13 protein-coding genes are annotated in these 13,496 nt (G+C 59.3%); 6 read left to right on the top strand and 7 right to left on the bottom strand.

Annotated elements, in window-relative coordinates; all coding sequences use genetic code 11:
- Positions 1–19 precede the first annotated feature (19 nt).
- A complete protein-coding gene (locus tag P0O24_RS01305; RefSeq protein WP_316967934.1) occupies positions 20–1,513 on the bottom strand; it encodes a right-handed parallel beta-helix repeat-containing protein in 1,494 nt (497 codons plus the stop codon).
- Positions 1,514–1,696: 183 nt separating this feature from the next.
- Between P0O24_RS01305 and P0O24_RS01300 the strand changes: the two genes are divergently transcribed.
- From P0O24_RS01300 to thiC, 4 genes are all read left to right on the top strand, one after another.
- Entirely contained in the window at positions 1,697–2,290 is a 594-nt protein-coding gene (locus P0O24_RS01300) for a CBM96 family carbohydrate-binding protein (RefSeq protein WP_316967933.1), read from the top strand.
- 176 nt (positions 2,291–2,466) lie between these two features.
- Complete coding sequence (locus tag P0O24_RS01295; RefSeq protein WP_316967932.1) at positions 2,467–3,657, top strand: bifunctional 5,6,7,8-tetrahydromethanopterin hydro-lyase/3-hexulose-6-phosphate synthase; 1,191 nt, start codon at positions 2,467–2,469, stop codon at positions 3,655–3,657.
- Between the two features lies 1 nt (position 3,658).
- Complete coding sequence (locus P0O24_RS01290; protein WP_316967931.1) at positions 3,659–5,017, top strand: alkaline phosphatase family protein; 1,359 nt, start codon at positions 3,659–3,661, stop codon at positions 5,015–5,017.
- Positions 5,018–5,100: 83 nt separating this feature from the next.
- A complete protein-coding gene (thiC, locus tag P0O24_RS01285; protein ID WP_316967930.1) occupies positions 5,101–6,384 on the top strand; it encodes a phosphomethylpyrimidine synthase ThiC in 1,284 nt (427 codons plus the stop codon).
- Positions 6,385–6,414: 30 nt separating this feature from the next.
- On the opposite strand, the gene P0O24_RS01280 is transcribed toward thiC, so the two are convergent.
- Positions 6,415–6,879 (bottom strand): hypothetical protein, encoded by a 465-nt coding sequence (locus P0O24_RS01280; protein WP_316967929.1) that lies wholly within the window; start codon positions 6,877–6,879, stop codon positions 6,415–6,417.
- Between the two features lie 119 nt (positions 6,880–6,998).
- Between P0O24_RS01280 and P0O24_RS01275 the strand changes: the two genes are divergently transcribed.
- Together P0O24_RS01275 and P0O24_RS01270 are read left to right on the top strand one after the other, a co-directional pair.
- Positions 6,999–8,084, top strand: coding sequence for a DUF373 family protein (locus tag P0O24_RS01275; RefSeq protein WP_316967928.1), 1,086 nt, complete (start codon positions 6,999–7,001; stop codon positions 8,082–8,084).
- Positions 8,085–8,106: 22 nt separating this feature from the next.
- Positions 8,107–8,997 carry a tributyrin esterase gene (locus tag P0O24_RS01270; protein WP_316967927.1) on the top strand — a complete coding sequence of 297 codons (891 nt, stop codon included), beginning with the start codon at positions 8,107–8,109 and terminating at the stop codon, positions 8,995–8,997.
- Positions 8,998–9,012: 15 nt separating this feature from the next.
- Here P0O24_RS01270 and P0O24_RS01265 read toward each other — a convergent pair whose 3' ends face one another.
- The 5 genes from P0O24_RS01265 to P0O24_RS01245 form a co-directional block, all read right to left on the bottom strand.
- Positions 9,013–9,804: a vWA domain-containing protein gene (locus P0O24_RS01265; RefSeq protein WP_316967926.1), complete on the bottom strand. Its 792-nt coding sequence runs from the start codon at positions 9,802–9,804 to the stop codon at positions 9,013–9,015.
- A gap of 277 nt (positions 9,805–10,081) precedes the next feature.
- Positions 10,082–10,696, bottom strand: a complete 615-nt coding sequence (locus P0O24_RS01260) for a DUF4276 family protein (protein ID WP_316967925.1) — start codon at positions 10,694–10,696, stop codon at positions 10,082–10,084.
- Positions 10,690–11,859: an AAA family ATPase gene (locus P0O24_RS01255; RefSeq protein ID WP_394356652.1), complete on the bottom strand. Its 1,170-nt coding sequence runs from the start codon at positions 11,857–11,859 to the stop codon at positions 10,690–10,692. The genes P0O24_RS01260 and P0O24_RS01255 overlap by 7 nt, the downstream gene beginning before the upstream one ends.
- Before the next feature lie 661 nt (positions 11,860–12,520).
- Positions 12,521–12,703, bottom strand: coding sequence for a hypothetical protein (locus P0O24_RS01250; protein WP_316967923.1), 183 nt, complete (start codon positions 12,701–12,703; stop codon positions 12,521–12,523).
- A 38-nt stretch (positions 12,704–12,741) separates the two neighbouring features.
- Positions 12,742–13,496 (bottom strand): DUF4417 domain-containing protein (locus P0O24_RS01245; RefSeq protein WP_316967922.1); only part of this gene is annotated, 755 nt, incomplete at its 5' end.

The following is a 13,496-nucleotide window of genomic DNA, read 5'->3' as shown; positions in this document are numbered from 1 at the left end:
TAAACTTGTGGATATATGATCACAGCCCCCGGGAGAGCGCCTCGTTGAAGTCCCGGCCGGACCTGGGGAGGAGCTCCAGCTCCCCGATCTCCTCCACCATCTCAAAGCCCCTGGCGTCCTTCGCCGTCAGGATGACGGCGTACCTTCCGGCCCCCATGAGGGCGGTCTGGAGGGTCCCCGAATAGGAGCCGTCTCCGGAAGGGTACATGGAGATATACCGGCTCGGCTCCGAGGAGGTGAGAAGGTTTCTGGTCCTGGCCGATACCTGGGCGATTCCGTGCTTCGATTCGAGGACGACCTCGACGGTCACCTGGGAGCCTATCTGGGCCCTGGCCGGATATATGGATCCGTCGACGAGGGCGATGGGGCGGGCAGCCTCCCCGACGATGGGATAAGCGTCTCTTGCCCGGTCGTTGATGACGTAGGGCTGGTCGACGAAACCGTCGGGACCCGACGCGTTCTGGCCGGGGCCGGACATCACGTCGGTCCCGGTGTGGCTATCCCAGAAGTTTCCGCCGAGGGGATAAGCTTTGTACCACTGGTTGGTACCCCGATCTTCGGCGGGGATGACGCAGTCGAAGATCCTGTTGTTGTAGATCAGGTTTCCGTCGGTGTTGACGAGGACGCCCCTCTGGCTCCCCGATATGTTGTTCTCGACGAGGGTGTTGTTTCCGGCGGGTCCCTCCAGGATCTGGACCCCGAAGTTCGAGTTTTTGGCGATCTCGTTTCCTCTGATGAGGTTATATCCCGACCCCGTCTGGAGGAATATCCCCACGACCCCATTCTCGGATATCTCGTTCTCCAGGATGTGGTTTCTGATGCAGCTTCCGATCATCTTTATCCCGGCGATCTCGTTACCCTTCAGGCGGTTTCTGGTGATGATGTTCTCGTTACAGTCGGTGAAGGCGTAGATCCCGTATTTGTTCCCCTCCGCCACGTTGCCGCTGATGACGTTATCAGAGCAGCTCGGAAAGAGGCAGATCCCGTACTCTCCGTTGAAGGATGCACCATTGTCGAGGATCTGGTTGCCGTTCGATCCGGAGAGGTATATCCCGTACCATCGGTGGGGTCCAAGGCCGTTGTAGTTGGCGACGTTCCCCTCGATCCTGTTATCGTCGGAGGATATGAGGCCGATACCCCACTGCTCAACGCCGGTGACGGTGTTGTTGGAGACGGTGCAGTTCCTGGAGCCCTCCAGGTGGATGCCGCGAAGCCCCCCTTCTACAATGAAGCCGGAGACTGTGACGTCGTCAGCAGAGATCTTGACCCCCATATTCCTCCCGCCGGCCCTGATCCTGGCGCCGTCGCCGATGAGGGTTATGCTCTTGGTTATCTCCACCCTGTCGTAGACCCCCGGCCCCGCGACGACGGTGTCTCCGGGTTGCGCTCCGTCTATGGCAGCCTGGAGGTCGGTCCCCGCCTGAAACGTAGCAGAAGATGCGGTCGTCGCAAAGAGCAACGCCAGGATCGCCGTCGCGCCCAGGAGGTGGCGCAGATCCTTTGAATATCTCAACCTAACCCACCGGGGCTAAAGAGGATCTCCAGTTAATAAAGCTAACGTGGCCTCCCCTCCGGGGAGGGTCCCCAAAATCGGAGGTTTTCACCTCCACGCCCCTTTTATAGGGGTCATGTAGGTCAGAGATGAAGGCAAGTCTTTTTTATTTATCCCGATCTTATGGGCGTTGAGGTGTTCAGTTTGAGCTATAAATTCAAATCTGCCTTCTGCATGGCGTGCGCCCTCCTCCTGGTGGGGACGGCCTTCGCCATGACATGGTCGTCCGAGAAGATTCTTGTGGGCGACTCATATATCGACAAAGGTGCTGAGGATATGAATTTCGGCAGCGAGGAGATCTTGTGGGTATCCTCCGAAGAGGATGAGCCTCTGAGGGAGTCCTGGCTCGTATTCGACACTTTCTCCATGATAGATGCCATCAAAATAAAATCCTCAGATGAGGTTGGCTCCGCGACCCTGAGGGTCTATGCCAATGAGGTGGAGAACCCCGGGGAGGTGGAGCTCCACTTCTACAACCAGGGACCCCTCGAAGACAGCATCGAATGGGACGGCAAGCCCGATTATGACGGCGATGTCGAAGCCTCCATAGATGTTGATGATGAGGGGTGGTACGAGATAGACGCCACGAGCCTCGTAAAGAAGGCGATCGCTGAGTGTAAAGACTGTCCCTTCTCCGCGGTCCTGGTGGCAAAGGGTGACGCCTCCGTCGGTTTCGCCTCAAAAGAGGACTCCGAGGGGAACGTGCCGGTCCTGAAGGTCACGACCCTCACCGTCTGATCCCTCAGATGTTGGGGGGGTGGTCCGGCCCAGCCGGCAGCCTCCTCCCGTTCTTTTTCTGCGCTCGTTTTTGTTTGATTACATATCATCGAGAGGCGGTCGATCGGGGCGGCCGATTGGGGGCGGTGCAAAAGGATTAATACCGGCGGGATGTTTTTCGGTTTCGAGGTGAACGCTTGTTTTTGATAGGAGAGGCGCTGATAGGGGAGGAGCCGGAACTCGCTCACATCGACCTAATGATAGGAGATAAAGATGGGCCCGTGGGGATCGCCTTCGCGAGCGGCCTAGCCCAGCTCTCGGCGGGGCACACCCCGCTTCTTTCCGTAATAAGGCCGAACTTGCCGGCGAAGCCCGCCACCCTGATCGTCCCGAAGGTGACTGTTAAGAATATGGACCAGGCGGCTGTGATCTTCGGCCCGGCCCAGACCGCCGTCGCCAAGGCGGTGGCGGACTCTGTCGCCGAAGGGGTGATCCCGAAGTCCAAGGTCGAGGAGATCGTCATCGTCGTCAGCGTCTTCATCCACCCCCAGTCCCGGGACTACGACGCCATTTACCGGTATAACTACGGGGCGACGAAGCTCGCCATAAAGAGGGCGATGGAAAGCTTCCCCGACATCGATACCGTCCTTTACGAGAAGGACAGGTCGACCCATCCGGTTATGGGCTTCCGGGTCATCAGGCTCTGGGACCCGCCGTACCTCCAGGTGGCTTTGGACCTGGTGGACCTCGCCGTCGTCCGGAGGGTCCTCTCCCATCTCCCGGATAGCGACCATCTCCTCATCGAGGTAGGCACCCCCCTCGTCAAGAAGTTCGGGGCCTCGGTGGTCAAAGAGATCAGGAACGTCCGGCCCAGCTCCTTTGTGGTCCTGGATTTGAAGACCCTGGACACCGGAAACCTGGAGGTCCGCCTCGCCGCCGACGCCACCGCCGACGCCGTCGTCATATCCGGCCTCGCCCCGACGAAGACCCTGGAGCTCGCCATCAGGGAGGCGAGGAAGACGGGTATCTACTCGGTGATCGATATGCTGAACGTCCCCGACCCCCTGGCAGTCCTCGCCTCCCTCTCGGCGTTGCCGGACGTGGTGGAGATGCACAGGGCTATCGATCAGGAGGCTGAGAGGCACAACTGGGCGGTGATAGCCGAGATCAAGAAGATGGCAGCCGGCGCAGACAGCAGGCTCCTGGTCGCCGTAGCCGGGGGTATCCGGGTCGATACCGTCGCCGAGGCGCTGAGATCCGGCGCCGATATTGTGGTGACGGGGAGGGCGATCACCGGCTCCAAGGACATCAGGGACGCCGCTGAGCAGTTCCTCGCAGAGCTGAATCAGACGGAGATAGACCAGTACAGGGTGATGACCGACTTCTGAGATGCGCCTCATCTTAGCCGCCCTCGCCCTCCTCCTCCTCCTGGCTGGGCCCGCCAGCCCCACCACCGAGGTCCTCGTGGGGGAGGCGGCCCGCCCGCCGGGAGCCGTCCTCCTCGTCGTCGACGGGATGGGGGCGTCTTACGTCTACCCAGAGCTTTCGCCCCGGGCGATCGACGGCTCGCCCCTGCCAAGAGCCGCCCTCTTCAACCTGACGGGGAAGGGGGCGAGGGTCCAGAACGTCGCCGTCCCCGTCCCGGAGACGGGGACATCCCACTCGGTCCTGGCGACGGGCTGCTCCTGGATGGACTCTGCCATAATCGGAACGCCGGGGGCGACGATCTTCGACGCCGCCGGGAAGGACGGCCTCCTCTGCCTCGCCCTCCTCCAGCGGGGCGACGCCATGAGCATGGTCCTGGAGCAGGACGGCGGCCTCTTCTTCGACGACAACTCCCTCTGGGGCGCAGAGCCCCTCTTGGCCACGAAAGCCGCCCTTCCTTCCGACCTCGAAGACCTCCTCTGGACCTGGAGGGACCGGTTCCCCCTCTACAACCAGGAGAGGGGGGTCCCCGGCTACGTCGGATACAACGCATGGGCCCTCGACGCCGCCGCAGACCTCGTCACTTCCATGGGGGTGCGGCCCTTCCTGCTTATCGTGAACGCCGGCGCCGTCGACAGCGCCGGCCACAACCTGGGGGCGGAGGGGTACGCCGAGACGATATCGGGCCTCGACGCGCCCCTGGGCAGGCTCGTCGAGGCCTGCGAATCGGAGGGGGTCCTCCTTCTCATCACCGCCGACCACGGCATGTCCTTTCCCTCCAATAAAGGGAAGGGCGGCCACTCCTCCTCCAAGTACTCGGGCCAGCCAGAGTCCCTCTCGGTCCCGGCGGTCTTCATGGGACCGGAGGTCGACGATATCGTCATCTCCGGCCATTGGTCGCAGGTAGACCTCGCCCCCACACTCCTTGACCTGTTGAGCATCAGATCGGCCCTTCCGCTATCCGAGGGGAGGGCGATACCCGTCTCGAAGCACTCAGACCTAACTGTCGACCTGGGCCGGGTCGGAGAGGTGGAGGTCCGGACCGGCTCCGACCTCGTGGCCCGGGCCACCGGCGATTCGAGGTACATCTTCAGGAACCTGGAGAGGGGGACCTACTCCGTCGAGTCGGGGGATAAGATGGCACTGGTCCACCTGTCCGGGGACCAGACGATCGATTTGTCAAAAAGACAGCCCACCAGCCCCTTATATCTCACCTCCTCGATCTTCGAGCCGGAGAAGAGGAAGTACGTCGCCGCCTTCCTGATAGTGGCGGTGAACGGCGTCGGATCCCTCCTGATCTACAGGATTATCAGGAGAAGGTGAGATTCGCCGGATAATTTTCGGCCAACCTTAAATCGGCCAACTTTAAATATCACCATCTCGGGAGAGATCCCAGGTGATGATTCATGGGACTTATCGAAGAGGCGAGAGCCGGCAGGATCACAGCTGAGATGGAGACGGTGGCAAAAGTGGAGGGCAAAACCCCCGAGTTCATAATGCGGGGGATCGCCAGCGGGACGATCGTGATACCCGTCAGCCCCTACCGGCACGTCCGGTTCTGCGGGATAGGAAAGGGGCTAAAGACGAAGGTGAACGCCACCGTCGGGACGAGCAGCGACATCGTCGACGTCGAGATGGAGGTGGCCAAGGCGAGGGCCGCCGAGGAGGCGGGAGCTGACACCCTGATGGAGCTATCGACAGGTGGCGACTTCTTCGATATCAGGAAGCGGGTGATCGAGAGCACGAGCCTATCCGTCGGATCCGTCCCCCTCTACCAGGCCTTCATAGAGGCTATAAGAAAATACGGCGCCGGCGTCGATATGACCGAGGACGACCTCTTCCGGATCACCGAGGAGCAGGCGAAGCTCGGGACGAACTTCATGGCGATCCATACGGGGATCAACAGGATCTGCGTCGAGAGGATGAAGAGGCAGGGTGGGCGTTACGGCGGCCTCTGCAGCCGGGGCGGCGCCTTCATGGTCGCCTGGATGCTCCACAACGACAAGGAGAACCCCCTATACAGCGACTTCGACTACCTCCTGGAGATCCTGAAGGAGCACCAGGTCACCCTCAGCATGGGCAACGGCTTTCGGGCGGGAGCGGTCCACGACGCCACCGACCGCGCCCAGATCCAGGAGCTGATAATAAACAGCGAGCTGGCGGACAGGGCCCACGAGTTCGGGGTCCAGACGATCGTCGAGGGGCCGGGGCACATCCCCATCGACGAGATCGAGGCGAATGTCAAGGTGATGAAGAGGCTCTCGGGGGAGAAGCCCTTCTACATGCTGGGCCCCCTGGTCACCGACATCGCCCCCGGCAGAGACCATATCGTGGCGGCGATCGGCGCGAGCCTCTCCAGCGCCTACGGCGCCGACTTCATCTGCTACGTCACCCCCGCAGAGCACCTCGCCCTCCCCAACGTCGAGGACGTCAGGGAAGGGGTGATGGCCTCAAGGATCGCGGCCCACGTCGGGGATATGATCAAGAACGGAAGCCGCGAACAGGATCTGGCCATGGGCCGGGCCCGCCGCGACCTCCTCTGGCCTGAGCAGTTCGACCTCGCCCTCGATCCGGAGACGGCGAAGAAGATGAGGGCGGAGAGGGCGCCGGCCGACAGCCAGGTCTGCACCATGTGCGGCGACTTCTGCGCCCACAAGATAGTGGCGGAGAACCTGGATATCCGAAAGTAGGCTACCCATCCCCTTTAGGGGATGAGTAGCTTACTTTCCCAGGAGGCCGGCGAAGAACCGGAGGGCTGGGGTGCTGGCCAGGGCTGCGGAGACCTTCAGCCTCGCCGTAAATGTCGTCCCCCTGACGGATATCTCGCCCTGGGCGGCTGCCTCCTGGAAGGCTGCCGCCGGATCGTCCGACTGAAGGACCCCTACGACGGCATCCTCTGCTGCCACCACCACGATCGTCGGGTCGTCGATCCTCCCTTCCACCGTCTTCACCACGACGGCATTCACCGTCTGTAGCCCCGCCAAGAGGACGGTCCCGTCAGCCCTGGCGATCTCCACCTGAACTTTTTCGTCTCCCAGGAGGGTCTTGACCACCCCGGGGGCGTTCTCGACCCCTGAGTTGTAGATCTCGACACCGTGCTGGATGTCGTCGAAGGCTATGGCGGAGGCGGTAGCTGTTGCTGCAAAGGCCGCCGCCAGAACGAAGATGAAGGCGAGCTCTTTCATACTTCTGAGCTGGTGGGCGGCGGTAAATAGCTTTTGATGATCGTGACTACTCCCCGCCGGGTCCACAGCTCGGCTAATCTCAATCTTTAAGTACGTTCTTCACCGATAATACTCCGAATATGGAGATCCTGGTCCTCTGCATAGATAGAGACGACGACCTGGGCCGAAAGGCGGGGATAGTCAGTCCCGTCGTCGGTCGGGCGGCGAACGTAGAGGCGACCCTCGCCCTGGGCCTCGCCGACCCCGAGGACTCGGACGTCAACACCATCCTCGGCGGGATCCAAGTCTACGACGACCTCGCATCCCAGGGCAGAGCCGTCGAGATAGCCGCGGTGGCCGGAGATCCCAACGTCGGCCTCGTATCCGACGGGAAGATAGCCCACCAGATAGACTACCTCCTGGAGAGGTTTCGGCCCCAGGGGGTGGTCGTCGTCTCCGACGGCGCCGAGGATGAGGCGATCCTCCCCATCATCCAGTCGCGGGTCAAGGTAGAAGGGGTGAAAAGGGTTCTCGTAAAGCAGAGCCACAACCTGGAGAGCACCTACTACCTCTTGAAGCAGGTCTTCAGAGACCCGAAGATCAGCCACACATTCTTCATACCCATAGGCCTCGCCCTCCTCATATACTCGACCTTCAGCTTCATCGGCAGGTCTGACTTCGCCGTCATGGCGATCCTCGCCGCCGTCGGAGTATACCTCCTCTTTAGGGGGCTGGGGCTCGACGACTTCATCGACAGCACCAAAGAGACCTTCAAGGGGAACCTCTACCGGGGGAAGATCGCCTTCATCACCTACGTCCTGGCGGCGGTCCTCGTCCTCATCGCCACGATCCAGGGGTCCGCCAAATTCTGGGACTACTATACAGGGGACATATGGTACGGGTACATAGTCCTCATGATGGTCTTCGTCTATTACAGCGTCTGGTGGTACGTCGCCGCCGCCATCTGCGTGAACCTGGGACAGGTCCTGGACCTCTACATCGAGGGGGTGGGGGACGAGAGGGCCTATTCGTACCCCTTCTTCATTTTGGCGACGGGGCTGATATTCTGGAGCGCCAGCGTCTTCATCCTCGTCAACAGCGCCGGTATGGCCTTCCCCCTGATCTCGGGACAGAGCACCCAGTACCTGGCGGCCTCTGCAGTCCTGGCGATCCTCATCACCCTCCTGGGGGTTAAGATCTCCAGGAAGATGGTGGAGAGAAGATGACGGCACCGTCGGGGACGCCTCCATGATCGAGATCGAAGGCGGCGGTGAAGGGTGTCTCTGCGACTTCACCTTCGACTTCTTCTGGCAGCACCGAGGGTCGCGCCTCGATCCCGACGGGGTCGTCTCCGGCGGCCTCTCCCGAAGGGATCTGGTGGAGGCCCTCCGGCAGGGGGAGACGGTGAGGGTTCAGGGGGACGTCGGCGGCCGCCTCGGATCGAGCCTCGGGGTCGACCTCGCCAGCTTCGGCGGGACTGGGGGCGCCATCGAGGGGACAGGCTCGATAATCGTCGACGGCGACGTAGGTCCCCGGATGGGGATCTCCATGATCCGGGGATCGATCTACGTCAGCGGCTCCGTCGCAACTCCCCTGGGCAACGTCGTCGAGGTGGAGTCAGATATGACGGGCTATCGCAAGTACATCTCGACGACGGAGGTTTTAGAGCGAGGAGGAGAGGTCCTCCCGCCGAACCGGCTGGAGGAGGGTCTCCTCATCCTCAATGACGGCCTCCTCCGGGAGACCCTAGGGGCGCGGTCCGGAGGAGAGAGGGTCCTGAGGGTCGAAGGAGACGCTGGGATGAGCGCGGGGATCCTGATGCGTTCTGGCCTCTTGGAGGTTTTGGGCGACGCCGGCAGAAATACTGGCGTTCTGATGAGGGGCGGCCGGATCGTCGTCTCCGGCAGCTGCGACGACTTCACGGCGGCGGAGATGAGAGGAGGCGAGATCTTCGTCGCCGGGGACGCCGGCGGCTACATATGCGCCAGGATGAAGGGGGGCGCCGTCTACGCCTCGAGGGGAAAGCCGATCCCACCGGTTAAGATCCTGCCAGTGAAGGGGGAGGAGGTCGGACTCATCACCAGGGCCCTTAGGATCAACGGGATTCAGGCGATGGGCTTTAAGAAGTTCTCTTTATGAGCTCGCCCCACCCCTTCAGGGGTAGGGTGGAGCCACCCGAAGGATATCGATCTCTCGAACAATATCGTCCATGACGGCATTGAGCTCCTCGGGCATGAAAGCCGTGACGTTGTAGAACTTGCCGCCGGCACCATCCGAAATCCTTCTGAGGCTCGTATACTGCATTTTTGAGGCTTCTGAGCTCTCGTTTATCCCGATGCCTATGGTGAATATGGTGTACCCCGATCTGTTCGCCTCAGATACGTAATCTTCCAGCAGCTCTCCAGGCCGAAACTCGCCGAATCCCGCCAGGAATACGATCAGTTTTGGGGATCTGACATCATCGGCGGCGTGATCACGCAACGCTGCCATCGACCCGGAGATTCCCTGGTCGTAATAGGTGAGATCCGTCTCTAAACACAGTTCGGAGAGGCGATCTAAAATCTCGGCGAGGACGGTTTCGTTCCCTTTCAGGGGAACTGGCCCGAAGACGACTTCGCTATCGTGGTCCCAGCCCACGATCGTGACGATGAGGTTATGGAAGCCAGACCATCCAGATACCATATCTGCGCCCCCATTCTGATCCGTGCTGTAGTACTCTTTCATGCTGCCGGAGGTGTCCAGAGCGAAGACTACGTACGTTCTTTCTTCTTCCGCAACTATCTCCGCATGATCGATGGCGGTGATGATCTCTCCTGTCGGGAGCGGCGTTGAGGCGGCGGCTGCCCAGAGCTTCGCCTCGAACCCCAGGTTCGCACCGCTGCTGTTGCCTTTGACGTTGCCTTTGCCGTCTCCGCCTTCTCTCTTTCTCGGTCTCCCTCGCGCCATATCCTCTAGTCATTCCCGCCAAACAAGGCACCCTCTGATCCGCGACGTTCCTTTATAGCGCTTTCTCGAAAGAATGCCGGAAGTTCGGAGTTGGGGCTCGAGGGTCCATTCGTAGGTCGGAAGAACTTAAAGGACTCAGAGAAAGCGCTCACGCTGCATGGCGGGAAGACCTGCAAATGTCGCCCTACTGTGCAGAAACCAGATAGCAGGCGCAATGATCTGTGCAGTGCAGTTCCGCAGCAACATTATTTCTCTCGCCAATGCTGGAAGGCGTCTATCAGCCGATCTGCCGCAGGTATCGGTCAAGCGTTTCGCTAAAACGGCGGAAATACGACAAGTTCTCCTTGAGCATTTCGGGGTCCAACTCCGATAAAATCTGGAATGAACGCCGCCCTTTGTCGTACCCCTTCCCTCTGCCGCAATCCTCGGTAGCGTTTTTCAGCGCCGCCAGCAGATCTTGCCGTGATCTGCGCTCCAAACCTTCCACTGGAAAGAGAGCGCTCTCTCGCAGATGCACGCCGAAAACCTTGCGCAGAGCCCCACGATCCGCCATTATCCACGTCTCCATGCAGGTCACCATCATCTGCGCCTGGTCATCCTCCGCACCAGCGGGACGGTCCCATCCGTCGCGGGACTTCAGATGATCCCAGGGGGCCATTGTAACCGGCTCTTCGCTATCGACAAGGAGCATCGGAAATTCATTCACATCGGCTGATCTCAATGCTATCTTGAACATGTCGTAGGCATTGTTGCGTCCTCCACAGGCAACGGTGCTCGGCATCCTTCCCTCAAAGCCCGTCTTTTCGATGAGCTTTCTAAACCCCTCGCGACATCGGGATTGAAGATCCTTGCTGTCGCCGCCCCCTTCGATGTATATCCGCACGCTCACCATCTCATCCCCCCAAGGGCGCCTCGGGTCCAGAGTTCGCCCAGACGATAACCTTTCAGCCATTCTTCCAGCTTCTTGCCGTCGAGACGTCCAATCTCGGTCTGGCCGTGGTGCTTCTCGCAGACGAGGACCGCTTCGGGCCGCTCGGTCATCGCATCTACGAGGATGTCCGAGTGGGTGGTGACGATCAGCTGGGTGCGCTCTGAGGCGGCGTTTAGCAGGTCGGCCACTTTGGGCAGGATGTCGGGATGGAGACCAAGCTCCGGCTCTTCGATGCAGATGAGCGGCGGAGGTGTCGGGTCGCAAAGGATCGCAAGCAAGCAGATGTATCGCAACGTTCCGTCTGACAGCCTTGTTGCTGGGATTGTAAAATCTCCCTCAGTGAAGAAGACCTGGACCGCGCCCCCTTCTATGCTCACATCGAAGTCGTCGAGGCCTTCGTAGAGGTCACGCAGCGCTTCAAGAATCGCATTCTTCGCCTTCGGATGCTGACGCAGCCGGTTCAGAAACAGACCCAGGTTCGAGAAGTCCTCTTCCAGTCGATCGTTGCGCATGTCCGCCCTCTGTGGCTCGCGGAAGATCGCGTTGCGTCCGAAGTACCACTCCCGGTATATCTTGATCTTCTCGTAAATATCCGCCAGGTAGGAGATTTCTGGATACGTCTCCGGATCGCGCCTCTGGGCCAAAATGGACTGACCTTTCTCGATCGTCTCCGGCTTAAGCTTCCGTTGTTCATCTCGTTCTCCGGTCCTGACATTGATGACCGGATTACCATGCTGGTAGCTGTAGTAGAAATAGGGCATTTCGTAACCAGAATAGGAACTTTCGTTCTCGATGCGCTCGTCAACCAAACGAAAAGTCTGGTTATCCTCCTGGAAGGCCAAAACGTGACGGAGAGGCAGGTTTCCGTGGGGGTAGCTGATAACAGCATCGAGGGAAGCCACCCCGTCGGGCTCTCCTTTCCATATCCAGTTGCCTACGCCTCCGCCCCGGCGGATGACTGCACGGATATCGCCTGGGGCTGCCCTCAGGAGGGATACGGCCTCGACAAGGTTGGACTTTCCCGAGCCGTTAGGGCCGATGAGCACGTTCAGGCTTTCGAGGGCAATAGGCTCTGTGTTGGGTCCAAAAGACAGCAGATTGCGAGGCAGGATCTCTTTCATCATTCGCATCTCATTGCCGTTCACATCCATCATCTCACCCATTTTTATATATAATTTTCATCCGTCCCCTCTCTTCCCGGCAAAACAAGACGTAATCTGGTAGATGGCGTTCTTTTATAGCGCATTCCTGAAGAATATTTGGGTTAGTATTAGGAAAGCTTGAGGGATAATTGTGAAGAGATGAACTGCCTTGATGAGAACCGAGAAATCGGTCGAAGATGCAAAAGTCATCGAAGAGAGGTGGTGAATGAGAACTCCTCGAAGATTAGTTATGAAAGAGCGCCGAGGGGGAGACCTTGTCGCGTTTTTACTGGTAAATTTGACCTATCTAACGTATCTCAGCGGGATTTGACCGATTTCCTCAATCTTGACGCCGTTTATTTCACGAAGAGAGCATAAACTTCACTGAATCAAATCAGCATCATCTATTTCATGCCATTTCTTGATAGATCGGATTATCCCATCATTTGCGGAGGGGTAAAGGTACCTTATCTTGAGATAAACGGCCGTAAAACTTAAAATAATGGATTCATATAAAAATCAATAGCGATAGTTTTTGGTTTTTGGGATCTGAATGTTTCTCACTTCATTCAGCTTACTCTTCGCAAAGGATCGACCTCATCGCATTAGTTCTATGATATTCATAATCCAAAAAGAGAGAATATCACAGATCAAGCCCCAGGGCGTCGGCTTTCATCTTCGTTGCTTTCGCCAGCGCCGCCTCCTGCGAGAGCTTCGCGACACTTCCCAGGTAAACGTTCCGGGCTCGATCGCCCTCCCACCAGGAAGCGTGCCAGTAGGTGTAGGTCCTCGCCTCCCCCTTCGCCGTGGCCTTAACTTTCTCCACCTGGTAGACGCTCAGGTCCTCAAGCCGCGCCCCTCGGATCAGAGTATCTCCTCATAGTCCAACAGAGTCTTGCTATTGGGCGAGGATATGGCCGCCCCGGCGGATATGGAGGTCCTTTTCCCGCCGCCAACGTTGCGGAGGTAGGCCTGCTGATGGGCCGGAGTCCCGATCCATCCCCTCTCTCGGCATACCTCTAGATCGGACTCCTCCCCACAGACCACCCAAAGGAGGATCTCGTCGGTCCCGGCGTGCTCCTCTGCCAAAACTGCCTCGGCAATCACCTTCTCAATCCCGTGAGATCCGAAAGAGTACGTGGCGTAAGCCTTCCAGCCGAGGGGAACTCCGAGAAGGGCATACTGGCGATATCGAGGGGCGACAGCCAGATCTGCCCAAATCTCGATCCCGTGAGATTGCCAGAACCTCGAAAGCCACCTCTTCCGATAAAGATGCCACAAGAAGACCGCGAAGGGCATTTCGTCGTTGGTGGAGAAGTTCGGCTCGGCTACAGCATAGCATCCCGAGTTGACCACAGGGGCCGGATTCTTCCACAGAGACTCGAAGCGATAGTCGTCGGTATAAAAATGGAACGTCCCGCCCTCTATCCGGTCGCGTCTCGCCCGAGCGCCCCACCTATTGGTCGGAAGCTCCAGGCCCCTAGGCTGCATGTCCTTCGAGAGGAGGGGTATCGAGAGGGCGTTATCACTAGGCCAGATCCAGTCCCCGACGTCCCCCGCCGTTAACTTGGTCCTCGTTTCTGCCTCGCCGAGGAGAGGCCGCAGGTCGATCACATCTT

The organism is Candidatus Methanocrinis alkalitolerans (assembly GCF_029167205.1).
GTDB classification, from domain to species: Archaea; Halobacteriota; Methanosarcinia; order Methanotrichales; family Methanotrichaceae; genus Methanocrinis; species Methanocrinis alkalitolerans.
This window is presented reverse-complemented; position numbering and strand designations above follow the sequence as displayed.

What these genes read in the sequence shown, in the direction of transcription:
- P0O24_RS01260 (WP_316967925.1), bottom strand. Translation starts at nt 10,696, where the DNA reads ATGGTGAGCGTGCGGATATACATCGAAGGGGGCGGCGACAGCAAGGAT.
- P0O24_RS01270 (WP_316967927.1), top strand. Translation starts at nt 8,107, where the DNA reads ATGATCGAGATCGAAGGCGGCGGTGAAGGGTGTCTCTGCGACTTCACC.
- P0O24_RS01280 (WP_316967929.1), bottom strand. Translation starts at nt 6,879, where the DNA reads ATGAAAGAGCTCGCCTTCATCTTCGTTCTGGCGGCGGCCTTTGCAGCA.
- P0O24_RS01275 (WP_316967928.1), top strand. Translation starts at nt 6,999, where the DNA reads ATGGAGATCCTGGTCCTCTGCATAGATAGAGACGACGACCTGGGCCGA.
- P0O24_RS01265 (WP_316967926.1), bottom strand. Translation starts at nt 9,804, where the DNA reads ATGGCGCGAGGGAGACCGAGAAAGAGAGAAGGCGGAGACGGCAAAGGC.
- P0O24_RS01255 (WP_394356652.1), bottom strand. Translation starts at nt 11,859, where the DNA reads ATGATGAAAGAGATCCTGCCTCGCAATCTGCTGTCTTTTGGACCCAAC.
- thiC (WP_316967930.1), top strand. Translation starts at nt 5,101, where the DNA reads ATGGGACTTATCGAAGAGGCGAGAGCCGGCAGGATCACAGCTGAGATG.
- P0O24_RS01290 (WP_316967931.1), top strand. Translation starts at nt 3,659, where the DNA reads ATGCGCCTCATCTTAGCCGCCCTCGCCCTCCTCCTCCTCCTGGCTGGG.